The organism is Candidatus Marsarchaeota archaeon, from assembly GCA_023485295.1.
GTDB lineage: Archaea > Micrarchaeota > Micrarchaeia > Micrarchaeales > Micrarchaeaceae > Micrarchaeum_A.
Genome location: JAMCZQ010000002.1, coordinates 103,407 through 125,738, shown reverse-complemented (window position 1 = coordinate 125,738; position 22,332 = coordinate 103,407). Strand labels below are relative to the sequence as shown.

The 22,332-nt window shown below is 47.5% G+C and carries 18 protein-coding genes and 1 tRNA gene; 10 read left to right on the top strand and 9 right to left on the bottom strand.

Annotated features, from left to right (window positions below; translation table 11 throughout):
* Positions 1–21: 21 nt before the first annotated feature.
* Both M1125_01190 and M1125_01185 read right to left on the bottom strand, forming a co-directional pair.
* Positions 22–648: a nucleotide exchange factor GrpE gene (locus M1125_01190; GenBank protein ID MCL5404440.1), complete on the bottom strand. Its 627-nt coding sequence runs from the start codon at positions 646–648 to the stop codon at positions 22–24.
* Between the two features lie 8 nt (positions 649–656).
* Positions 657–1,097 (bottom strand): hypothetical protein, encoded by a 441-nt coding sequence (locus M1125_01185; GenBank protein MCL5404439.1) that lies wholly within the window; start codon positions 1,095–1,097, stop codon positions 657–659.
* A 100-nt stretch (positions 1,098–1,197) separates the two neighbouring features.
* On the opposite strand from M1125_01185, the gene M1125_01180 reads away from it, so the two are divergent.
* From M1125_01180 to M1125_01155, 6 genes are all read left to right on the top strand, one after another.
* A complete protein-coding gene (locus M1125_01180) occupies positions 1,198–1,662 on the top strand; it encodes an Hsp20/alpha crystallin family protein (GenBank protein ID MCL5404438.1) in 465 nt (154 codons plus the stop codon).
* 71 nt (positions 1,663–1,733) lie between these two features.
* Positions 1,734–2,321 carry a hypothetical protein gene (locus M1125_01175; protein ID MCL5404437.1) on the top strand — a complete coding sequence of 196 codons (588 nt, stop codon included), beginning with the start codon at positions 1,734–1,736 and terminating at the stop codon, positions 2,319–2,321.
* Positions 2,322–2,382: 61 nt separating this feature from the next.
* Positions 2,383–5,121 (top strand): LamG domain-containing protein, encoded by a 2,739-nt coding sequence (locus M1125_01170; protein ID MCL5404436.1) that lies wholly within the window; start codon positions 2,383–2,385, stop codon positions 5,119–5,121.
* Between the two features lie 9 nt (positions 5,122–5,130).
* Positions 5,131–5,703: a hypothetical protein gene (locus tag M1125_01165; protein ID MCL5404435.1), complete on the top strand. Its 573-nt coding sequence runs from the start codon at positions 5,131–5,133 to the stop codon at positions 5,701–5,703.
* 5 nt (positions 5,704–5,708) lie between these two features.
* The gene (locus M1125_01160; protein MCL5404434.1) at positions 5,709–7,565 is read left to right on the top strand and encodes a LamG domain-containing protein; all 1,857 of its coding nucleotides are present in this window, start codon (positions 5,709–5,711) and stop codon (positions 7,563–7,565) included.
* Positions 7,556–10,753 carry a LamG domain-containing protein gene (locus M1125_01155; GenBank protein ID MCL5404433.1) on the top strand — a complete coding sequence of 1,066 codons (3,198 nt, stop codon included), beginning with the start codon at positions 7,556–7,558 and terminating at the stop codon, positions 10,751–10,753. Before M1125_01160 ends, M1125_01155 begins: the two co-directional genes overlap by 10 nt.
* 73 nt (positions 10,754–10,826) lie before the next feature.
* Here M1125_01155 and M1125_01150 read toward each other — a convergent pair whose 3' ends face one another.
* The 6 genes from M1125_01150 to M1125_01125 form a co-directional block, all read right to left on the bottom strand.
* Complete coding sequence (locus M1125_01150; protein MCL5404432.1) at positions 10,827–11,828, bottom strand: type II secretion system F family protein; 1,002 nt, start codon at positions 11,826–11,828, stop codon at positions 10,827–10,829.
* 4 nt (positions 11,829–11,832) lie between these two features.
* On the bottom strand, positions 11,833–12,888 hold the full coding sequence (locus M1125_01145) for a type II secretion system F family protein (GenBank protein MCL5404431.1): 1,056 nt from the start codon (positions 12,886–12,888) through the stop codon (positions 11,833–11,835).
* Entirely contained in the window at positions 12,888–13,538 is a 651-nt protein-coding gene (locus M1125_01140; GenBank protein MCL5404430.1) for a hypothetical protein, read from the bottom strand. The genes M1125_01145 and M1125_01140 overlap by 1 nt, the downstream gene beginning before the upstream one ends.
* On the bottom strand, positions 13,538–15,130 hold the full coding sequence (tadA, locus tag M1125_01135; protein MCL5404429.1) for a Flp pilus assembly complex ATPase component TadA: 1,593 nt from the start codon (positions 15,128–15,130) through the stop codon (positions 13,538–13,540). Before tadA ends, M1125_01140 begins: the two co-directional genes overlap by 1 nt.
* A 7-nt stretch (positions 15,131–15,137) precedes the next feature.
* On the bottom strand, positions 15,138–16,418 hold the full coding sequence (locus M1125_01130) for a hypothetical protein (protein ID MCL5404428.1): 1,281 nt from the start codon (positions 16,416–16,418) through the stop codon (positions 15,138–15,140).
* A 99-nt stretch (positions 16,419–16,517) separates the two neighbouring features.
* Entirely contained in the window at positions 16,518–17,216 is a 699-nt protein-coding gene (locus M1125_01125) for a site-2 protease family protein (GenBank protein ID MCL5404427.1), read from the bottom strand.
* A gap of 56 nt (positions 17,217–17,272) precedes the next feature.
* Between M1125_01125 and M1125_01120 the strand changes: the two genes are divergently transcribed.
* The 4 genes from M1125_01120 to M1125_01105 all read left to right on the top strand — a co-directional run bounded on the left by M1125_01120 (position 17,273) and on the right by M1125_01105 (position 19,472).
* Positions 17,273–17,364, top strand: a tRNA-Gln gene (locus M1125_01120).
* A gap of 185 nt (positions 17,365–17,549) precedes the next feature.
* Positions 17,550–17,963, top strand: coding sequence for an NAD-binding protein (locus M1125_01115; protein MCL5404426.1), 414 nt, complete (start codon positions 17,550–17,552; stop codon positions 17,961–17,963).
* Positions 17,964–17,971: 8 nt separating this feature from the next.
* Entirely contained in the window at positions 17,972–18,751 is a 780-nt protein-coding gene (locus M1125_01110; protein MCL5404425.1) for an NAD-binding protein, read from the top strand.
* Positions 18,735–19,472: an NAD-binding protein gene (locus M1125_01105; protein MCL5404424.1), complete on the top strand. Its 738-nt coding sequence runs from the start codon at positions 18,735–18,737 to the stop codon at positions 19,470–19,472. The genes M1125_01110 and M1125_01105 overlap by 17 nt, the downstream gene beginning before the upstream one ends.
* Before the next feature lie 41 nt (positions 19,473–19,513).
* Here M1125_01105 and M1125_01100 read toward each other — a convergent pair whose 3' ends face one another.
* A complete protein-coding gene (locus M1125_01100; protein MCL5404423.1) occupies positions 19,514–22,330 on the bottom strand; it encodes a hypothetical protein in 2,817 nt (938 codons plus the stop codon).
* Between the last annotated feature and the right edge of the window lie 2 nt (positions 22,331–22,332).

Sequence of the window (22,332 nt, the reverse complement as noted above, 5' to 3'; positions counted from 1 at the left end):
ATACATCGATCATCATGCGCACTATTTTTTTGTGCTGCTCTCCCCTCCTTGGGCTTCATCATTCTTGCCTGGGGCTTTATTTTCGTCTGCTGTTGCACCGGTACTTCTTTCAGCTGATATTATGACTGAAGCGGGCCTTATCATTATATCCTCGAATTTATAACCTTTTTTAACCACTTCTATGACCCTGCCTGGAGCTTCGTCGCTTTCGCGCGTCAGTATAATCTCATGCTCGTATGGGTTATATTTTCCCGATGCGTCAATTTCCCTAAGCCCTTCGGCCCTTAGAACCGAGAGCATGTTGGTGTATACCATTTTTACGCCTTTCGCGAATCCTTCATCCTTGGTTTCCTGCGCAGACAGTATTGCAAGCTCGAACTCGTCAAGCACCGGCAGCAGCTTTTTCATTATTTCCGCCTTTCCTATGCTCTTCGATTTAGCCAGCTCGGCTGTCACCCGTTTCTTGTAATTGTCGAACTCTGCTGCTAGGCGCATGAACCTGTCTTTCATGTCTTCATACTCCTTTTTTGCAGTTTCATCGGTATTCTCTTCCTGAGCAGTTTTCGCGCCGTTTTTGACAGCCTTGCTGCTGCCGTTTGCTTCTGGTACAGCACCAGTATTCTGCCCTTGAGATTCGTTATTCCCCATTTGAAGCTTCACCTCCTGCTTTTGGTTTCGTACCTGTTTTTAATATGATCCATCTGCTCCGACAAAATGCTGTCGAATTCTGAAGCCGCATCCAGCAGGCTGGACATTTCCCTTTCTATATCATATTCTACCTCTTTTATTGCAGATGTCATGTCTGCGCCCCTGAGGTAGTATTTCCTGCCGCGCTTTACCACCAGGCCAGTATCAATCAGCCTGTTCAAATGGTATATGATTGTGCTGCGCGCCACGTTGCTGCTGGGCTTTATTTCAGAGCTTGAAATACCTGTATTAAGCCTTGATGCAATTATAAGCTTTTCTAGTATCTCTTGCTCTATGGCCTTGCCGTTATCGTCAGTGTTGGCAAGGTCAAAAACCTCGCACATCCAGCGCACAAATTCCGCTGGGTTTGTGCTTCGCCTCTTTTCAACACTGCGTATAACAATGTGCATATGAATCGCAGTATATATTATTGCAACAAAAGATATAAATATTTTTCTATCTAATCATATATTAGTTGAAATATCAAATAAATTTTGACAGGTGATTGAGATGGAGGACAAGAGGAGAAAAGCAAGCAAGGACGCCCTGGACCTTTTCAGGCCTTCTAGCGCATTGGAAAACATGGACAGCCTTTTCGACTATCTGACAAAAATGCCGTACAGGCTGCTGACAGAGTACATAGCAAGCCCATACAAGATGCCAGACGCAGACATAATAGACAACGGCGATTCATATACAATAAAAATCGACGTGCCAGGAGTGGATAAAAAGGATATCAAGCTGAAGGTATTGGACAATAACATAGTAATAAAGGCCGAGAAGAGCAGCGAGAGGGAAGAGAAAAATGGCGGCTATTATTCAAAAGAGCGCGCCTCGGTGGGCTATTACAGGAATGTTGCCCTTCCGGAGCAGATAAAGCCTAGCAGCGCAAAGGCAAAGATGGACAACGGCACGTTGATGATACAGGTTGACAAGGCCGAAAGCGCAGTGGGCAAGGGGATAAAGGTAGACTGAAGCCCTTCTTTTTTAATTTTATTTTAATTTATTTTGCAAATTGCTTTATTTATAACGCATGAAATATTAGTATGCGAAGAAGCGCATTCATAGGCATTGTGGCTTTCATGCTGGCATGCGCAGCATTCAATGCGGCCAATGCGCTGTTCTACTACACCTCTTTTGCAGTTGCAGTGGGAATCCTGCTCATACTTGCAGGAGTGGCAGCGTTCTCGTTGATGTATGCCAAGGATGCATCGCCGCATGCATCCAAAAGGGCATCAGACAGAAGCTTAAAAAGGGCCGGCATGCTGCTTTTTCTTGCTGGCGGGCTTGCTGAGCTCGTCGTGATCGTCCCTGATCTGGCATTCGAATTTGTAAAGACCTTGGTAATCACGCAAAATGCAGCAGAAGGTATTGCAATACTTTTCATAGCCTTTGCTGTTTTTGCGCTGGCATACAAGAAGCCGCACAACAACTGGCGCGGCACGTGCAAAGGCGCAATGAATTATGCATCGCTTGTCCTTGTGCTGCTTGGCTTCCTTACGCTTTACTCTGTGATGTTCAGCTCGCTGAATGGCTACCTGAATGCGCAGAATTTCATCGGGGCGCTTATTTTCCTGAATGAAGGAGTGCTGCTTTTTTTTGTTTTGCTCGCACTCATGGGCTCCTGTGCATAGATGCTACGCTGCTTTTCATAAATTATCTATTTATTTATTGCTGTCTTAATAACTAATCGATATGATGCTCGGAGGCTCCAGGAAAGGGCAGATAGCCCTTGAATTCTTAATAGTCTACTCCATAGTGCTGCTTATATTCGTCATTATATTTGCGCTTGTTGTAAATGAGAGGGCTGCAAGTCTAAGTTCGGACGAATACCAGTCTTTGCAGCTTGCTGTCGAGGATATTGCAGTACACCTGGACCAGGCGCTGATAGCAGGGAACGGCTATACCGCGACAGTGCCGGTGCCGCCTGTGACAAGCACAAATCCATATAAACTGTTCATATCAACTTCAGGGGTTATAGAGGCCAATGTCATTATAGGCGTCACGCAGTCCGAAGCCATAGCTTACAGCTCGATAAGGAACCCCATAATAAATGGCACGCTTATCAGCAGCATAGACGGCGTAAACACATACAACATATCGACTTACACAGGCTTTGTTACTATAACGGACTCTGGAGGCATCATATACATAGACGAGGCGCCCCCTAGCGTGGCGTATGTGCCAGACTCCTTATATATTCAGAGCAAAGGCACCACCAAAGCAGCGAAATTCAACGGGGAAAACAGCTACATAGCGACCAATACGACGCAGTCCCTGCCGATTGACGCGCTGACGATTTCAGGCTGGGTTTACATAGCAGGGTTCAATTCTTCCAGCGGAGCTCCAGAATGGTGGACCGACGCATTGGACCAGCCGTACATAGGGCTCAAGGCGGTGCCAAACGCTTATCCGAGTTACTCATCTGGCGCCTTCGTGCTTGTGCTCAAGAATGCCACAGGGACAAATTCAACTTGCAGCGTTCCTGCAAACATAAACAAATGGTACTTCGTAACTGAAGTGGTGAACGGCAGCAAGGCTAATTTGTCGATAAATGCAGGGGCCGAGGGCTGCGGATTCAGCTACCGCAATCCGTCAGGCCTCATAGCCTCGCCAGATATCGGAACATATGCGCCTGACTACATAGGCCCGGGAAATGTAATATATGGTGACATAACGAACTTGCAGGTTTACGACAAACCACTCTCGCCAAACCAGATAAGATCGCTTTATTATGCTGGCGTTGCCGCAAGCCCGATATCGCAGAACAGCCTGTATGGGTGGTGGCCGCTTGACGGTAGCCCAGACAGCTTCGTAGGAAACGGAAACAACGGGATAAGCTACAACGTAAGCTATGCTGAAGTAAACGAGGAAAAGGCCCATGTATCCTATACGAATGGGGGCAGCGCTCCGTCAGCGCTCGTAGGCTTCGTGACAAACAGCGGCTTTGACAGCGTTGAACCTTCATACCTTCAGCCTAACGGGATGCATGATTTCGTGACGGCAAGGACCGACCAGAATGGGAATGTGACATTGTTTACAATGTCAAACGGTTCCGTCAGCAACTTGAATGGCACTGCATATCTTTTCAACGGAAATTCATCTACTGTTGGCAATCTTGTGGGATGGTGGCCGCTTGAGCTAGGGCATGGAAAGAAGGCTTACGACTTTAGCGGATATTATAATAACGGCAACTTTTCCAGCGGAAAATGGCTGCCTTATGAAGAGACGGTAACGAACTTGATGGTCGGCGAATTTGACGGATCGTCAAGCTATTTGCATTACAATACTTCGAATAACGAAACCGACAGCATAAGCATTTCGGCATGGATAAACAATACCGGAGAGGGCAGCTACCCCCAGAATATAGCTGCTGTGACCGGGTTACCTAGGTCACAGCAGGTCTTTGGCATAGGAGTTGAAAGCGCGAACGGGCCTGCTGTCGCGAGATGGAACAACGTGGCTGATACGCTCACTGGCAGCGAGGCACCTTCGCCTTCCGGCGGCGTTATAACCCCAGGCAAGCCATACCTTGTAACAGGAGTATGGAATGCGGCAAATAATTCGATTCTGCTTTATGTAAATGGCGAAGTAGTGGCCAAAAGCACTGCAAACGGCACGGATTTGGTATGGATAAAGCAGGTGAATATAGGGGGCCTGCTAAGCGGCATGGGCACATTCAACGGCAGCCTAAGCGACGTTCAGGTATACAATACTGCGCTGCCGCAGACCTATGTGGAGCAGCTGTACCATGAGGGCCTCGCAGGCGGACCGCTTAGCGATGTAGGGCTTGTGGGATGGTGGCCGCTTGACGGTAGCCCGCATGACTATGCCATAAACAATTACACCCTTGCTTCAAACTCCGTTTACTTTAAGAATATCGCATTCATAAACGCATTCGTAAATAGCACGCTCAATGTTGCAGGGTTCTCCGGGGTTGGAAATTCGATAATAGACCGCAAGCCAAGGATGCCGACTTCGACGCCAATAGCCATTGCAGCTTGGATAAGGCCAGCTTCTTACCAGAATTCTAAATATGGCGAAGGCTCGATAGCTGGATGGGGAAGCGGAAAGCTTAACACAACCGCACTCATAGTAAGCAATAATGGCCAAATCTCCGTATTGGGCGGGCAGTACAGCTGCTCTGTAGGGCTTTATGCAAAGCCCAACATCTGGTCGTTTGTGGCACTTAGCATGGAATCTAACGTAGCTACAGTCTACCTCGACGGCATCAACGAAAGTTGCACACTTGCGGCTGCGCCAGTGCCCACATCATATAACTTGAGCATTGGCAGCTTAAACGGTACAATGGATTTCAACGGCTCTATCGCAAACGTGCAGATATACAATTCGACGCTTAGCCCGTACCAGGTAAAACAGCTTTATATAGAAGGGCTTCCAGTAATAAGCAGGTTTGGCATATCTTTCGGCTGAGGAATTTGCATGGATATTGATTTTGCAAAGAAAAAAATGATGAAGGCCCAATTCTGGAGCTTCGACATAATATTTGCAATTATAATATTCACCGTAGCAATGACTATACTTGCTTATGCATGGTACAACATAAACACACAGCTTGCCCTGAGCTACGGAAGCGGGACCGAGCTTATGCAGTTTGAGGCACAGGCACTTGCGGAAAAGCTGCTAACACCAGGAGTGCCAGCGGATTGGCAGGCGCTGATCAACACCTCGAATACCTCTACGTGGGGCACTGTTGGCATAGGCCTGACCAGTACCCCAGAGAGCAGCGCACTTGACCCTTCGAAAGTATATGCGCTTCTTGCAATGGCCGACCACAATTCAAGCGATTATCAGGCGACAAAGCCTCTGCTCGGAATCGGTTATGATTATTACATAAGCATTACAGGCAAGGACATAAACATCACAATAGGTAGCAACCCTTCAAGCCATGGGGCGCTGACAACATATGTGTATAAGGACAGGTCAGTGTTCGCGAGCGAGCCTGTGCTTATGGAAATAATTGTATGGACGAATGAGCCAATAGCAATAAGCTGATGCGGATGAACTGCCTGAAGAGAAGAAACTACAAGGGCTTCATATTTACGCTAGATGCGGTATTCTCTCTCATAGTGGCAAGTGCAGCTGTTTCGCTGCTGCTTTTCGTTCATTTTACAAATCCGATAGCAGCAAGCGCATCCTCATCGCAAGAGGCGCTTAGCGTATTGAACAACATGCTTTCGACCGAATTGGCAAGCATACTGCAGAGCGGCGTTGCGCTGCCTCCGCTGCAGCCGTACAAGCTGCCAAGCAGCAGCGAGCCTTTTGGATATGCAGGTTTCCTTTCGAATGGCAGTTACATAACCGCACCAACTGAACCTATTTCAAAGGAAGCCCTGACCATATCCTTCTGGGTTAAACCGACAGCCCCAGGAAGGTACGCTGCAGGATCCGGGATCAATGTGCCTGGCGCAAACAACAGCAGCGTCATAATTTTCCTTGGGAATTCAACTTCCTCGATAGTGATATCGTACAACATTAGCGGCGGCCTCTACATAAATGGCATTGATGAGAACTGCATAACCACGCCAGCTGGAAGCGTACCTGAAAACACCTGGACAAACGTGATACTAAGGCAGAACAGTACTTCAGAAGCGGTTTTCATAAATGGCAAGCAAGTGGGCACCATAGGCACAAGCTATCCATATCATATATATGGCATAGTGTTTGGTACTTCAAGGGCAGGGCCTACTGCACCTAACAACGTCGGCTTTTACAATTTCACAGGCTACATTGCGAACGTGCAGCTTTATGCAAGCGTGCTAAACCCAAGCAAGATATACCAGCTTTACAAAAGCGCCATAAACAGCGTACCGATAGGAAACGCTGGGCTTCTTGGATGGTGGCCGCTTGATGAGAACGCAAACGACTACAGCGGCAGCGGGAATGACGGGAAGCCGCACAACGTCAATTTCGTCAGGACCGATTACCTCCCGATAGGGCAGTACAACGCAAGCATGAACGAAAGCCTTATGCAGACTATAAGCGAGCTTTACATGAGCAACGACAGCATGTACGCCCAATTCCTCCTGAACGATTCGGTGCTAGGGCAGCCGCGTGCAGGCATATACATAAACAGGAATTATTCCGCTTCTGAGAGCGTGCCGTACTTCAACGTATCAGAAGGCAGCTACGATCTGATTTACAACAACAGCCCGCTTTATGTTGGCAGGCCAGCGATGACCTTCGCCGCATGGATATACCCAGAGGGATTGGGGACTTGCGGCAATGCTACTGCGCCTTCGTGCATCATATTAAATAAATATGGCAGCTTCAAGTTCGGAATCGACAAGTTCGGAAGCGTATGCGTATTACTAAATGGAACCACCCCTGGAGACGAATGGAATTGCACGCAGGAAGGCCTGATAAAACCGAGGACATGGGCTGGTGTTGAGATAACACACAATACAACACAGCTCAATGTAAGCATTGATGGAGGGCTCGTATACAATTTAACCGAAAAAGGCGAAGTGCTTCTGAATTCCGGGCCTTTGATAATAGGAGCAAGCGGTGAGCCTGGATCAATAAGTGGGACGTTCAATGGCTCTATTGCAAACGTGCAGCTTTATGATGAAGCCCTGCCGCCGGATGCTATCGTAGGCATAGGCAATGGAGGGCTTGGGGGGCTTGCGCTTCCGAATGAAAAACTGGTAGGGTGGTGGCCGCTAATAGGCAACACCGAGGACTACAGCGGAAATGGAGATGCAGGAATACCGTATGAAGTAAGCTTTATGCAAGTGGCGTATACGCCGCCGACGATAGTGAATGCTTATGAGATAAGCAAATCTTCCGTGCCGGTGCTGCTGCGGCAGCACGGGAAGTCTGGAATGTACAATATAAGCGTAGTTATATGGAATTGATTTCGCACAGCAAGGCAAAGGGCAGCCACAAAGGCGTGCTTTTGACGCTACTTACGATAGTCATATTCATACTCATGCTAGGAGAGGTAATAACGTATGTAGTGCTGAATATAAATTATGACAATTTGTCTTCCGCGGTGGCACAAAGCCTTGCTTCGGGAAATTTTGCGCAGAGCATAAATCTCGGGATATCCGCTTTTCTATACTCAGGCCTTGGCAAAGCCCTGAACAGCTTTACATATTTCGAAGCTTCGCCTGCCCAGAGGAACGACAGGTTTGTTAACAATACGCAGGGCCTGCTTGAGGGCATGCTTTATAACGGCAGCTTCTACGAAAACGAGAGCTATTTCAATTCAAGCCTTGAGAAGTCTATAAGCGAATTCAGGCTTGAGGCGCTAACCGAGGGCTTTACTGCGAATCTCAGCAACATAACGCTGTCGGTAAAGATGGCATCGCCTTTTGCAATCGGGGCCGACGTTCGCGGGTTTGCGGCATTGAATACGAGCAGCGGCATAACCCTTGATTACCCGATAGATACAAATGCGACCATAGTGCTGAGCTCGATGCCATCACTGATAGCTGCAGAGCAGGGATTCAACTCTTCGCTGCAAGGGGCAGTGCTGCCAAACGCAACGATAGTTGGAAACATATCTGCGGAACGCGGCTCTACCGGGCCGCTCATGTTTGCATATGGCACTGTGGTGTATGTAAAGGGCGAGCCTACATGCACCGATATATCCTCGAATTACAGGAACGGCAACTTCATACTTGCTACCCCCAATGCAGAGTACATTGGCCAGTATGTATGCGGCATGGCGGGGCTTGTGACCAACATATCGAATTCTTCTACGCCTCTCAGGCCGTACCTTGTGTACTCGAATAGCACAATAATGCAGTACCTGAACACATCTCCAAGGCTGCTCATTGACGGGCCGGCTTTAGAGCTGCTCAACACTTCGAAAATACAAAGCGCTGCAGAAAGCGGCTTTTACTATGCGTCACCGTATGCTGCATCGTTCTTCCAGAGGGCCCAAGGTGAGCCTTATAAGAGATCCAGGAATGGAATATTCACATTCGGTGCAGAGGCCAGGCAGGTGGCGTATTTCAGCGGCTCTGGAAATATAATAACGCCGCTGAGCTTGAGCACTGACAATTTTACCGTAGCGCTCTGGGTAAGGCCGCAGAGCCTTGCAAAGATTACCAGCACTGATGGCTATTCGCTGATAAACACACAGGGCACAAATCCATTTGAACTGCTGCTGAACAGCGGCTTCGGGCAGAATGCAAAGGCAGACTCTGGTGATGAAGAGGTAGGGATAGGCGCAAGCACATACCATGCGTATGGAATAGGCAATAGCACATGGAGCTTTTTGGCAGTTGCGGTTTCCAACGGAATAGCCACTATTTACGCAAATGGCGAGCCGCCATACACTGTAAACAGCATACCTGCAGGGCCTTATTCCTTAGATGACCTGGCGCTTGGACAGGCTGCCCTCGGCATAGGCCCTTATAATGGCAGCATGGCCAATGTACAGATATACAATTCGACGCTTTCAAGCGCACAAGTAGGATCGTTGTATCTGCAGGGCATAGATGCGATTCCGGCAAGCAGGTCGAGGCTAGTAGAATGGTTTCCACTGTATACAAATTCCAAGGACTATAGCGGAATGAATAACAATGGCACCTCTACAGGAGTGGGATATTCCAACATACAGAATTATTATGTTAATCCTACAGGCCAGCAGATGCAAAACTTTGTGTCGAAGACAGCATTCTTCAACGGCACAGACAGTATGATTACGCTCCCGATCTCTGTGGCAAACGGGAGCGACATAACAATGACCGGATGGATCTACCTCAATAATGTCCCGTCAACCGATGAGGGCATATTTTCTTTCACTTCCAATTCCAACAACGGCACAATCGCGGTATTTTTCAAAGGAGACTGCAATGTGGAAGCTGGCGTCACTAATACCATAGGGGCATGGCAGGGAAGCACCGGAGCGGAATGCCTGCTGCCAGACAGATGGTATCAAATCGCAGCTGAAGCCAACCAAGGATCAGGCAGCTACAGCTTGTACATAGACGGAATGAAACAGTTCAGCGCGGCTTTTACAGGAACGCTTGAGGGTTCAAATTCAATAGACGTTGGGCTCTTCTCACCGAAATCTGCATATTTCTCAGGGCTGATGGGCAACCTGCAGTTCTACGGCACGCAGCTGTCGCAGGGCGAACTTACTGCACTTTACAGGGAAGGGCTGCATGGCGGACCTCTGAATGTGTCAGAACTTTATGGCTTTTATCCGCTGGACGGAAATGCCAATGACTACAGCGGCAATGGCAACAACGGCGCAAGCTATGGCTTAAATTACGAGCCGATGGAACTGCCATTATCGACAAGCCCCATAGAGGGCGTGTTTGGATGCTATAACACAGTCTTGTGCAATTCTACTGGGCAGCGGCTGTTTGTTTCAGGATTGCCGCTGGAGAACGCAAACATAGGTTACGCAAATATGAGCGGATCCCTAGGCATGGAATACGGCATGATGCCTGATGCACTGCATCTGAACGGCATAGCATACGCGCTCGCGCATATAGGAAGCTACTTCGGATACAAAAACAATATAACCGCTTCCGTATGGGCTTACATAGCTCCTGGTTACAGCGGGCCTTTAGTTGCAGTGTCTGGAAACAGCGGGACCGAAGCACTGATAAGGGAGCAGGGGATGAAAGTCATAGGACCTGCATCAAACGTAACGCTCTCGCACCCAGGATGGTACAATTTTATAGCGTCTTATAGCGCAGTAAACAACGAGGCTGCGTTCTATGTCAACGGAAGCGAGATTGGAAGCCCTTCAGGGATAACCTACACAGCGCCAGGGCAGTTCCCATATTGGACCACTACGATAAGCAGCGGGACGCTCAACGGCACCATTGAGGACCTTCAGATTTACAAAAGCTATGTATCAAGCGCACAGGCTGCACAACTGTATATGAACAACAGCGTTTTCGGCCTTGCGCCAGCAGAGTACTTGCCGCTTGGCGCTGGCAATGCAGGCATGCAGAACGAGACTGTGAATCTTGCAAATTACAGCGATTATGCGATAATGTATAGTGCCCCGGGATTCATATGCACGAATAATCACTTCGACTATGGGAGCTGCGGAGTCGAATACGTGCCAGGATGATTGGCAATGAAACCGCATAATGCAGATACATGCCTGCGTTCACTGCTTTGGCATACGAAGCTCTCAACTGCTTTTAGAGGCTGCCAAAACTGCTGAAAAGCGAGGCTATTACTGATCCCACCACTAGGTATATGCCCAGCCCTACTAGTATAAACAGCGGCAACAGCCTTATGCCCTTTACCGAGCTTCCGGATGATATAGTAGACATTATTATCGATGCGAAGCCGGTTATTACGACGATTGCCGCTATGGCAAAATTATGGTATGTTGTAGGGCTTATTTTAGGAGGGCTGGGTTTCAAGAACGAAACGCCTGTCGTAGGCAGGCCGCCTGGGTTCGATGCCAATATGCCTTTCCATACTGTATCGGTTATTATTATCATCTGGCTTGTAAGGCCGTAAAGCACAGGTGCAGCTATAAGCCCTGCAAATGCTATGAAAAGGCTGTACATAAGAAGCTGCCCTGAGACCTCCTTCTGCAGCATCTGCTGGCTGCGCATGTCCTTAGAAAGCTGGTCCAGAAGATCCGCCATTGCCCCGCCGAATTTTTGCGCCTCTATCATCATCCTTACTGCGTGCTCAAGGTTGTTTGATTTGTACTTGCTTGCAAGTGCCCGTAGCGCGTTCTCGAATGTCTCGCCGCCGAATATGTTCCTGTTCATCTCCTGCACGTCCGCCGAGAAGTACTTGAATTCAGGCCTTGCAGCCATTAGCATTGCCCTGTCGAGCGCTATGCCGCTTTTCAGATTTGCAGAAGCAAGCTGGAAATAGTCAGGCAATATTCCCTCAACGAAAGTCTTCCTTTGGTCTATCTTGTAGTTGAGCAGCATGTATATGACAAATACGAATACCACTGCAGACCCTATTCCTGCACCAAGGTCGATTAGTATGTTCAGGTGAAGTATAAAGAACAGGGCGAATGCCACTATAGCCAATAGGCCGAAGCCGCCTATTATCATCTTTTCGAGCAGTGAATTGACGCTCATCTTCGATCCTGAAAGGTCCAGTGTCTTTGAAAGGAATCGTGCTACGCTTCTGGAAACGAGCCTTTCAAAATTTATGTTAAGCTTCGCCATTGGATCACGTTGAGAACGACGGCCTAGAGCCGCGTATCATCTGCAGGAAGACTATCTGCAAGAATAATATCCCTACAAGCCCAGCCTCGAGCAGCTGCGGGGTAACTGTGAAAAGCGCTATGAACGTCGTGAGTATGGTCACGACTGCTATGCCCATGCTTGGCAGTATTACTCCGAACAGCATGTAGAACATGGCTATGGCATTCAGCCTCTGGCCATACCTTCTTATTTCTATGACGCGCTCCTGCGAGAGCTGGTCTATGACGCTTTGCAATGCGGTTACGGTATCTCCGCCTGCCTTTATGCTCACTGATGCCTGCAGCATAAGCCTGCGAAACGAGTCGCTCTTCGATTCCGCTATCGTCTGGTCTATTGCAGATTCCAGCGGCATGCCGAGCTGTACCCTCTCTACCACTTTTTGGAATTCCCTGCTCGCGTCGCCGTAGCCTGTGCTCACCGAAACAAGGGTATTGAAAAGCGGCATTCCTGACCTGAGCGCTATTATCATGTCCCTTGCTGCAAACAGTATATCGCGCTCGACGCCCTTGGCGTTTTTCTTGCCCTTGTGTTTCGGAAAACTCATGAATGCGTTCATGCCGAAGTAGAAGACCATAAAGCCTATCAGCACCGCGAGAATTACAGCTGCAGGAAGCGCGACATGCAGATGGGTGAACAGCACGAAGAATGTTATCCCCAATACAACGCCTATCATCATTGCAGCTATGATCATGCGCTGCACGAACGAATAAAGCGTGCCTTTGACCCCTTGCTCCCTGAGGGCCTCTTCAAGGCCTTTTTGCTTGGCCCCAATGCTTTCCACGAATAAGTGCCATCTGCCTGGCCTCTGCGCGGCTGTGAATTTTGGCGCGGGCTTGGGCTGCTGAGGAATCTGAAATTGCGGCTGTGGCTGTGACTGCGGCTGGGGAGAAGGCACGGCCTGGGCCTGCGCATCGGAATTCGGCTGCGATGAGAAGAGCTTTGAGCCAATGCCTGGCTTCGGCTGCAGCACTACATCCTTCCCGTCTACGTTTATAACCCTTGGTTTTTTGCCTCCAAACATCAACTTGCACCTGTGCCTGCTGCAATCAAGTTCATGGCTTCCTGAAGCCTCTGGTTCCTCATGTTCCACATGGACTGCTCAGTCTCATTCAGGGTTATGCGCCTCTTCCTCAGGTCTTTTGACGATTTGTCTATGTGTGCGCTTAAGCCGTATACCTCCTGCATTACCACCTCCATGTGGCCTTCATCGAAAACGTGCTCCTTCAATCCCTCTATTATGCGCTCCAGCTCTGATATTTGGTCGGCTATGGAGAGCTTTGGAAGAACAAGGTCATTTTCGTTATATTTTATCTTTATCTTCAGCTTTTTCTGCGGCTGGGGCTGAGGCACTTCAAACTTGCCCTGCTGCGGCTGGGGCGCTTGGTTGGTGACCTTGCTTATAGACGGACCAGAAGATATCAGCTCCGATGGTTCAATCGGGGCGGTCTTTTGCACACGGACCCTCTGGCCCTCGCGGCCAGTCTCTATCGAATCTATGAGATTGAGCAGGTCTATGTATGTGTGCTTATGCTCTTCTTGTGGGGCAGTATTGAAAAGGCTCGTTAGGTCTATCGTGGCTTGCGGATACTTCTGCGCGTCATTCTCTATGCTGTCTATAAGCGCAAGCATGCGTTTGTATTCGCTTGCATTCTCATCATCTGCTTCAGCCATTAAAACAACTCCTTCGAATATGCAACGTCGTTATTGACAACATCTATTACCCTATCCTTGTTCCTGTAATAATTGCTTACCAGAAAGCCGGCATTGTTTATGTCAGTGACGTTATATTTTATCATCCAACGTATTATCTTAGCCTTTGTTTTTATATCTTCCGCTATCTCGCTTTTAGTCAATCCGCCGTAGAGCGACATTGTTTCTGCGAGGTTGGTCATGTCGCTTATCTGGGCGAACGTATCATCCCTCATATTCCACCTATAAAGCACGTTTGCGTCTCCGGTCCTAAGCATTTCTGCAAATTCCAGCGTTCGCCTTATGCCCTTGCTCCTGTGCCTAAAGAGGCTTACGATTGCACCCAAAGCATTCATCTGTATCTTAGGCGTCGCAATTGGAGGGTTTGTCATCCTGACTATAGTATCCTGAGCGTTGTCTGCGTGCACTGTGGCATAGACTGAGTGGCCAGTATGTATGGCCTCGAACAAGGTTTCGGCGTCCTTGCCAGTCCTGACTTCTCCTACAAGCATTATATCTGGCCTCTGTCGCAGTGCATTGACCATAAGATCGTACAGTGTAACTTCTCCCTTGCCTTCTGGATTTGGCTGCCTTGATATCATTGATACCCACTGCATAGTGTCAGGCAGCGCAAGCTCCCTAGTCTCTTCTACGGAAATGATTCTCCTTGTCGGCGGGAAGAATATGCTAGCGGCATTGAGGAAGCTGGTTTTCCCGCTTGCAGTTCCCCCTGATATCAGTATGCTTATTTCGTTCTGTATGCAGAGCCAGAGCAGGCCGGCGATTTCCGGCGTAAGGCTTCCTGCCTTTACCAGTGCAGGCATTGTCCACGGGTTCTTTGCAAATTTCCTAATAGTTATTGTGTTGCCAACCTGCGATATGGGGTAAAGAGTGGCGTTTACCCTGGAGCCGTCTACCAGCTCTGCGTCCATCAGCGGCGCAAGGTTGTTGAGTTCCCTGCCGACCCTCCTCCCTATTTGCTCTGCTTGGTCGTATATGGCATCCTCATTCTGTGGCTTTATGTTCGTTTTGCACCAGCCTATCCTCTTGTGGAATACCCATATCGGCGAGCGCGACCCGTTTACGGCTATTTCTTCCAGGTTTTCATCGGAAAGCGGCACTTCCAAGTCGCCCAGGCCGAGCATCATGTTCAATATGTAAGCAGTAAGCACGCTCTTTGTCTCTGCATCGGTACTGGGCAGATACCTGTCTATTAGTATGTTGCTAGCCTGCACATACCTCTTGTTCAGTTCCTCCACATAAGACTCGACCTCTACCTTTGTAGGGTCTATCGGAACCATGGTTATCAGCTCGCGCCTGAAAGACATCAGCAGCAGCCTCGTGGCTTCGCTGACCCCCTGGAACGAAACGTAGTAGATTGGCACGAACTCTGCAGCGCTGGATTTTATTGTTACATCGATTACCATGCCATGCGCGTTGAGCATATAGTGCTCTAGCACATTTTCCTGGTCTGCTTCTGCCTTATGACCAGCATTGGCCTGGGCCTGCGCAGCTGCAACATTCCCGTTTTGCGCTTGCGGCTTGTCGGTTTCCTGCTTATTTTCCTCGGCCATTCACACATCACTTCTGGCTATTATCATCCTTATTCTCAGGCGGGTGCTCAAACCTGGTCCTCACGCGCTTGAGGGAAGCTGAAAGTTTCGTCTTGTCATCAAGAATGCTTTTTTTGACGTTTTTGTTCCTTTCATCCAGTTTGCTCAGCATTTCATCCTTTTTCGTAGGGCTTATGTTCTTCATCGTATTGATTGCAGTAAGCTCATCCTTTATCTTCTGCAGCTCCTGCTTGTATTTGTTTATGCTTGGCTCGGTCTCGGATATTGAAGCCTTGACATCTGCGAGATCTTTCATAATGTCGCCAAAATTCCCGAATCCGGAAAGGAGCTGGTTTACCTTTTCCATCACCTCGTTATATTTCGGCGCGAATTCGCCATCAAGCTTGTTTATCGACTCTTTGAATTTGGAAAAGTTGTTGTTGAACTCTGCATGGGCCTGATTGAGCTTTTTCGACATTTGCTCCTCCTCGTTGTGCAGATCCTGCATCTCCTTTATTATGCCCTTGTATTCTGCCGCATGCTTTTCAAGCTCCTTAGCCTGCAGGTCCACCTGCTCGTGCGATTGCTTTATAACCGCATCCAGCCTTCTGTTCTCCTGCTTTATCTGCTCTTCGATGTTCTTTTTCATGTCCTCTATGGTTGAATTAATGTTCTTGCGCATCGTATCCAGTTCCTGGATTGCCGACTTTGCATCACTAATCGTTTGCGTTATCCCTGGAATCTTCGCAGAGTCAAGCTTTGACTGCTCGCTTTCTATCTTCTGCATTTTTTCTGACACTGCGGCGAATTTCTTCTCCATTGCATCGTAATCATCAGCGACAGATTTTTTGACCTTTTCTATATTGGCGTTGTATGCCTTTGCCTCCGAATACAGCTTCGTCAATTCGGAGATCTTCTTTTCCACGTCTGGCGATTCCTTTGATACGCTCTGGTCTGCCTGCATAATATTTGTGGAAAGCGTTTTCAACGTCTGGGCAAGCTTGTCCAGGTTAAGCATTTCCGCATCGACTTCTTCGTCAAGTATAAATTTTTGCTGCTCGACCTTTGATTCCGTAGCCTGCAGCTGCTCCTTTGTGAGCTCCATGGGCGTTATGAACATTTTGCCTACTTCATAGCTGAGCTTTACCAAGTTGCCTGATTCCAGGACCTTGGCCCAGCCTTCCACTACGCTAGGGGCTATGCCCAAGGCGGATGCAACGCTGTTCAAGTCAATCCTCCCCTTAGAGCGTATAAGCTCGAGCATAGTATCTATGGTCGTTTTTGCTTCGGGTTTGCCTTGTTGCTCCATTCCTCAGTGCACCTTATTTTATATTTGCCGCTTAGGCTTAAATACCTTTATAAGTGCATGCATGCAGCTTCAATATGACGGGTATACGGTAAAAAGACCTTACAGCACATTCCTGTAGAACATGGAGAAGAACACCGCTATGAAAAGCATGAAGAATATCTCTATTATAAGACCTGCGATGCTTTGGAAAAGTGCGTAGTAGGCTATGCCCATCAGCACCAATATTGCGCCTAGCGATGCACCGTACACCTGCCTGTTCCAGTACAGCACCTTGGCCCCATCAAGCGGCATTATGGGAAGCATGTTGAAGAACGCAAGCAGTATGCTTATGAACATTACGAATTCTGCAAGCAGGCCTATGTACGTTGCATGGTTTACCATCAGGTATATTATGAAAAATACGGCGAACACTGCAAAGTTGGTGAGAGGGCCTGCAAGGGATGTTAAGCCGTTCTGCCTCTTTGAAAATGAGCTGGTGTATATGACTGTGGCCCCTGGTATGCCGAACAGAAACCCAAAAAGGCTCGTCCCCAAGGTTATGATAAGGCCCATGCGCGATGTGCGGAACGCGGCTATCGCGCCGTAATGCTGTGCAACGTATTTGTGCATGAGCTCATGAAGCACGAAGCTCAGCGTGACAGCGACGAACGCTATTGGAATTATGAGTATGAAGCGGGTGCTTGATATGCCGAACAAGCCGCCGCTCAGTGCCAGTGCAAATGCGAAAGTAAGCACAAGGTCTGCTATGGCTATCTGCTTAAGTTCCTCCTTGCGTGGAATGTTCTCCCTAACGCTCATAAGCAGTATTAGATGGGTAAAATATTAAAATGCATACTTACATATATTAGCACATTAGCTCCATCGTCTAGTGGACATTGCAATCGCAACCGTAAAAGGACGGCGGCCTCTGGAGCCGTAAACGCCAGTTCGAATCTGGCTGGAGCTAATCATATTTCTTTAATGCTTATTTTGAGCGCTATGGCCCTGCTATGGCGTGATTTGGGACTTGCATCTGTAAAACTGCGTTGCCCTTGCGGATTTGACTTTACAATGCCGGTTTAAAAAGCGTGCAGTGCACAACACATTATTATTTAAATTTGAATTTGCATTTTTAAAGCGCAGGTGTTGTTTTTGGAATCGCTTTCAGGTCATACGATAGTTTGCGGCTATGGCATTGTCGGGCAACACATAGTTGAGATACTTGCCGAGCATGGAATACGATTTGTTATAGTTGAAAGCAACCACGATACGGCTGAACACGCCAGGGAAAAAGGCTATTCCGTCATAGAAGGCGACGCCACGACGTCGCATGCGTTGAAAAACGCAGAAATAGCATCTGCGAGGGCCATAGCGATTGCCATGGACAATGACGCCAAAAACCTTTTCACGGTACTCACTGCCAGGGACCTTAACAAGAGCATATTTATAGCTACGCGCGCTAGCGACAATCTGGTCAGGGAAAAAATGTTAGAGGCAGGCGCAGATTACATAGTAATGCCGCAGAATAGCGCCAGCGACGAGATATTGTCGGAGCTTACAAAGTAGTGGATTGCATGAGCGTTGGCAATACCAAAATAGATATGCCATTGGAGTACATTACAGTTTTGGTAGCAATAGTATTGGCCTCCGGGATTATTACCACAATTTATGTCAATTCGAGCGTACACAATATATACGATTCCTCGTATTTTACGCTTTCTGCGCTATTTGACATAAATGGAGTGAAACTGAATCCGACCATTGGCTATTACAGCACGGTGCTCGCAGCGCCCTTCTATTCGTCATTTACAATTTTGATGTTTGACGGCGTTATAAAGATCGTAGCTATAGGTTTCATACTTGCTGGCGTTGTAGAGCTTATAACTTCAATAGATATCTTCGAAAGGCTTAACATAGCGAATATAAAGAAGATGAAGAACGGAATAATAGTGTGCGGGTACAACAGTTTGGCCGAAGACCTATGCACAAAGCTAAAGAGCAAAAAAAAGAGCTTTATTGTGATAGACAAGGACCAAGCAAAGATAGACATCCTGCACAGCATGGGCTATACCTCGATCAGGGGGGATTTTACAGATGCAAACATACTTAAAAAATGTTCTGTAGGAAATGCGAAGTCGATAGTGTTTACAACTGAGAACGATTTCGAGAACCTTCTTGGTACGGTAACTGCCCACTACCTAAATCCGAAATTAAATATAATAACTAGGGCAAGATCTGAGCAGAGCATAACAAAAATGCATAGGGCTGGAGTGACGCTTTGCGTTGTGCCTGAGATACTGGCCGGGTTGGATTTGGGCGACAGGATAAGCGAAACGTTTGGTTTTGGCAGATAGCATGGTCGACGAAAGGCTCTTGGTGATAGTTTACGTTTCAATCGCGCTTTTCATAGTCGCCGTAGGGCTTACTGTTGCTGCTGGCATTGGCTTAGGCGTAGCAGTTGCATGGAATATGCTCCTCGCATTTGACATAGAATATTTCAAGCTCCCAATAGGCGTTGCTGAAACTCCTTTGCTCATACTTGCCAACATAATTGACGTTATTGTATTTGCAATGCTTGCTGTGTGGATAGCGAGCATTTTCTTCGACTTTATAAAGGGGCTCGGCCTGAAGGAGAGGTACATGAAGGCCAAAGTAAGAAGGCTGAAAGGGCATGCGATCGTCGCGCCTTATAACGGCTTCAGTACCACGCTTTACAAAGGGCTCGCTGAAAAAGGAATACCGACCGTTTTTATAGTGAAAAACAAAAATGAGCTAGATAGGGTGATAGAGCTAGGCGCTTTTGGCATAATTGGAAATCTTGATTCAAAAGAGGTGCTGCATAACGCAGGGATTGAAGCGGCAGCCTATGCAATTGCATGCAGTGACGATGATATAAGCAATGGCCTTATGGCAGTTTCAGCAAAATCTGCAAATCACGCAATAAAACTCATAACAAGGGTGGCGCACCAAGAAAATATACCAAAGCTCAACAGGAGCGGAGTATACAAATGCATAATGCCAGAGATGAGCGCAGGCGCAAAGATAGCTGGCAGTATAATAAATCTCTATTCATAGAAGCATTTGATTAAATAGGTAAATCCGAAAATGTGATCAGGCTATTGCTCTGCTTGGTCCTCGTTTTCGCTTCCTTCTTTTTCCTGCTCGGAATATTTCTGCTTTTCTTTATCTGAGTTTTTCTCTTCATCGCGTGCTTTTTCATCCTCTTCCTTTTGCTGCTTTTCTTTTTCGGCCTCATCTTCGTCCTCTTTGCTTTTCTTTTCCTCCTCTTCACTTTTAGACTTCTTAAGCTCTTCCTGCTTCTCTTCAAGGTCTGCCATCCTTTTATTCCTCTCCTCCCTTTTGTCTTTCTCGCTAGTAGCTTTTTCCCCTTCTTGCTTTTCTTTTGCCTGTTTATTCTTCTGCGAAGTGTTACTTCCTTCGCTTTCCCCTTCTTGCTTTTCTTTTGCTTCTTTATTCTCATGTGAAGTATTACTTCCTTTGTTATCATTATTTTGCTTTCCAGTAGTTCCTTCGCTATTATTACCCTGGGCCTTTTCATTTTCTTTACCGCTTCCCTCTCCTTTGCTAGAGGTATTGTCTGTTTTAGACCATGGACCTGATCCAGTAGCATAACCTGCCCCTTCGCCACTTTGTGATGTCATTGAAGGCTTTGAAGAGGATGTTGATGGTTTAGGAGATGGAGATGCAGAAGGCTTTGAAGATGAGGACATTGAAGGCTTTGAAGATGAGGACATTGATGGTTCTGAAGATGTTGATGTCGAAGGCTTTGAAGATGTTGACGTCGAGGGCTTTGAAGAGGATGTTGATGGTTTAGGAGATGGAGATGCAGAAGGCTTTGAAGATGAGGACATTGAAGGCTTTGAAGATGAGGACATTGATGGTTCTGAAGATGTTGATGTCGAAGGCTTTGAAGATGTTGACGTCGAGGGCTTTGAAGAGGATGTTGATGGTTTAGGAGATGGAGATGCAGAAGGCTTTGAAGATGAGGACATTGAAGGCTTTGAAGATGAGGACATTGATGGTTCTGAAGATGTTGATGTCGAAGGCTTTGAAGATGTTGACGTCGAGGGCTTTGAAGAGGATGTTGATGGTTTAGGAGATGGAGATGCAGAAGGCTTTGAAGAGGATATTATTTTTGGATTTGAAGATGAGGACATTGAAGGCTTTGAAGATGTTGACGTCGAGGGCTTTGAAGAGGATATTATTGTTTGGGCCGAGCCTGCTGCTGCAGCTGCTGCTGCGGCGCCTACAGGTGCTGCATTAGCTGCGCCTCCGCCTGCGGCCGGGCCACCAGAACCTGGTGGATTTGAAGGCGGTATCACCCCTCCCTTGCTTTTTGGGTACTTTTGCACCTGCTTGGCAAGTTCAGACTTTACATTTTCCTGCTGTCTTCCTACTTTCTCTATTTGCCTTACCATCTTTTTCCTTTCCTTGAATTGCGCCCTTGTTTCACCAGATTCCTTTACAAGCTTATGTGATGTAAAGTGCTGGCCTATAGGCTTAAGCACTGCAGGTAAAACTGGCACCCCAATAGCCATGGTGTTTTCACGTGCTTTTCGCGGTGTCCCGAAAGCCACAGTCTTTAAAATTGACTGCTGCGGCGCACTGCCTGGAACATTTGCATTGGCCTTATCGCCCTGCACTGAACCGACAAGAAGGGCATTTCTTCCATAAAGCCTATTGTTCTCTTTAAATTCACCATATTTCTGCGAAAATACAGGAACTGAAGTGTTGAATGCTTTGAGATTTTTTACAGCAACATCCTTTTCTTTGCTAAGTTCTGCAATGCGCTTGGAAGATTCATTTCTGAGTACCTTCTTTTGCCTGTTTATTTCATTAGCTAGAGCAAATGCTTTAGCAGGGTCTTGTATCTTAACGCGTTGCAACGAATCGTCCAGCTCCTTTAGCTTTCTGTTTATGTCCGCTTTCTCTTTGGCAATCTTCGAATCTGCGTCCTTGACTTTACCTTCAAGCGTCTTGCGGCTTTCATTTATCTTTTTCTTGATTGCTTTACCACCGAATATACTGCCTACAAATAAGCCTCCAGCCTCGTTTATGCCTGCAACCCTGCGCTTTACAGTAGCTTCTTCAAGGGGTTTTCCAAACTTTTGGCCGTAATTCTTAGTTAATTGGTCTATTTGCTGGCCCAAATTATTGTATTCATTTACTTTTTTGCCTACTTTAGTATTTATTTTATTGATTTTGCGCACTTTCCGCGGCGAAGCTGTGCTCAGCTTTACTCCACCGCCCTGGCCGCCTGGCGTTGCGCTGCCTCCAGAACCGCCACTGGACTTCCTTCCTGCAATTCCTGCTGCACCTGCTGCGCCAGCAGATATGCCAAGTATCGCAGCAGCTTCAGGAGCGTTTGTAAGTATTGCTGCGTTTTGCAGCTGTTCTGAGGACTGCATCTCATGGACCCTTTTTAACTTTCCCATCGATTTTTTGGCTTTTTGATCATAGCTATTTGCTTTTCGCACATATCTTTGCTTCTGCGCTGCCAGCAGACCTGGCTTTTGGGCCTTTGTCCTGTACTTTTGAGCCTTTGCTTCGGCTTTATTAATCCTGTCATTTATTAGCTTTTCCCTATGCGTTAATGCATTCTCGCTGTTCCTGTTCTTGACTGCTTTATGTATGTTCTTCAGCCTGCCAGGAACCCCTGTGTCACTGGCCTTTGAGGCTGCCTTGCCCCTTTGTATAACGTTTGCGCCATATCGCAGCTTTTTCATGCCTTTGCCTGCGCCGCCGCCGCCGGCTTTAGCAAAACCCATTATTGCGCCAAGGCCGAGCAAAGCGAATATGTCAGAGCCTCTGGTGAGGCCAGCTGCAGCTGCTATTAGTATCAAAACAAGTATTACTGGGACTAATGCGAGTATGACATTGAAGCTAAGAAGTATAGGTATCAACCCAAACATAC

What these genes read in the sequence shown, in the direction of transcription:
- M1125_01190 (MCL5404440.1), bottom strand. Translation starts at nt 648, where the DNA reads ATGGGGAATAACGAATCTCAAGGGCAGAATACTGGTGCTGTACCAGAA.
- M1125_01185 (MCL5404439.1), bottom strand. Translation starts at nt 1,097, where the DNA reads ATGCACATTGTTATACGCAGTGTTGAAAAGAGGCGAAGCACAAACCCA.
- M1125_01180 (MCL5404438.1), top strand. Translation starts at nt 1,198, where the DNA reads ATGGAGGACAAGAGGAGAAAAGCAAGCAAGGACGCCCTGGACCTTTTC.
- M1125_01175 (MCL5404437.1), top strand. Translation starts at nt 1,734, where the DNA reads ATGCGAAGAAGCGCATTCATAGGCATTGTGGCTTTCATGCTGGCATGC.
- M1125_01170 (MCL5404436.1), top strand. Translation starts at nt 2,383, where the DNA reads ATGATGCTCGGAGGCTCCAGGAAAGGGCAGATAGCCCTTGAATTCTTA.
- M1125_01165 (MCL5404435.1), top strand. Translation starts at nt 5,131, where the DNA reads ATGGATATTGATTTTGCAAAGAAAAAAATGATGAAGGCCCAATTCTGG.
- M1125_01160 (MCL5404434.1), top strand. Translation starts at nt 5,709, where the DNA reads ATGAACTGCCTGAAGAGAAGAAACTACAAGGGCTTCATATTTACGCTA.
- M1125_01155 (MCL5404433.1), top strand. Translation starts at nt 7,556, where the DNA reads ATGGAATTGATTTCGCACAGCAAGGCAAAGGGCAGCCACAAAGGCGTG.
- M1125_01150 (MCL5404432.1), bottom strand. Translation starts at nt 11,828, where the DNA reads ATGGCGAAGCTTAACATAAATTTTGAAAGGCTCGTTTCCAGAAGCGTA.
- M1125_01145 (MCL5404431.1), bottom strand. Translation starts at nt 12,888, where the DNA reads ATGTTTGGAGGCAAAAAACCAAGGGTTATAAACGTAGACGGGAAGGAT.
- M1125_01140 (MCL5404430.1), bottom strand. Translation starts at nt 13,538, where the DNA reads ATGGCTGAAGCAGATGATGAGAATGCAAGCGAATACAAACGCATGCTT.
- tadA (MCL5404429.1), bottom strand. Translation starts at nt 15,130, where the DNA reads ATGGCCGAGGAAAATAAGCAGGAAACCGACAAGCCGCAAGCGCAAAAC.
- M1125_01130 (MCL5404428.1), bottom strand. Translation starts at nt 16,418, where the DNA reads ATGGAGCAACAAGGCAAACCCGAAGCAAAAACGACCATAGATACTATG.
- M1125_01125 (MCL5404427.1), bottom strand. Translation starts at nt 17,216, where the DNA reads ATGAGCGTTAGGGAGAACATTCCACGCAAGGAGGAACTTAAGCAGATA.
- M1125_01110 (MCL5404425.1), top strand. Translation starts at nt 17,972, where the DNA reads ATGAGCGTTGGCAATACCAAAATAGATATGCCATTGGAGTACATTACA.
- M1125_01100 (MCL5404423.1), bottom strand. Translation starts at nt 22,330, where the DNA reads ATGTTTGGGTTGATACCTATACTTCTTAGCTTCAATGTCATACTCGCA.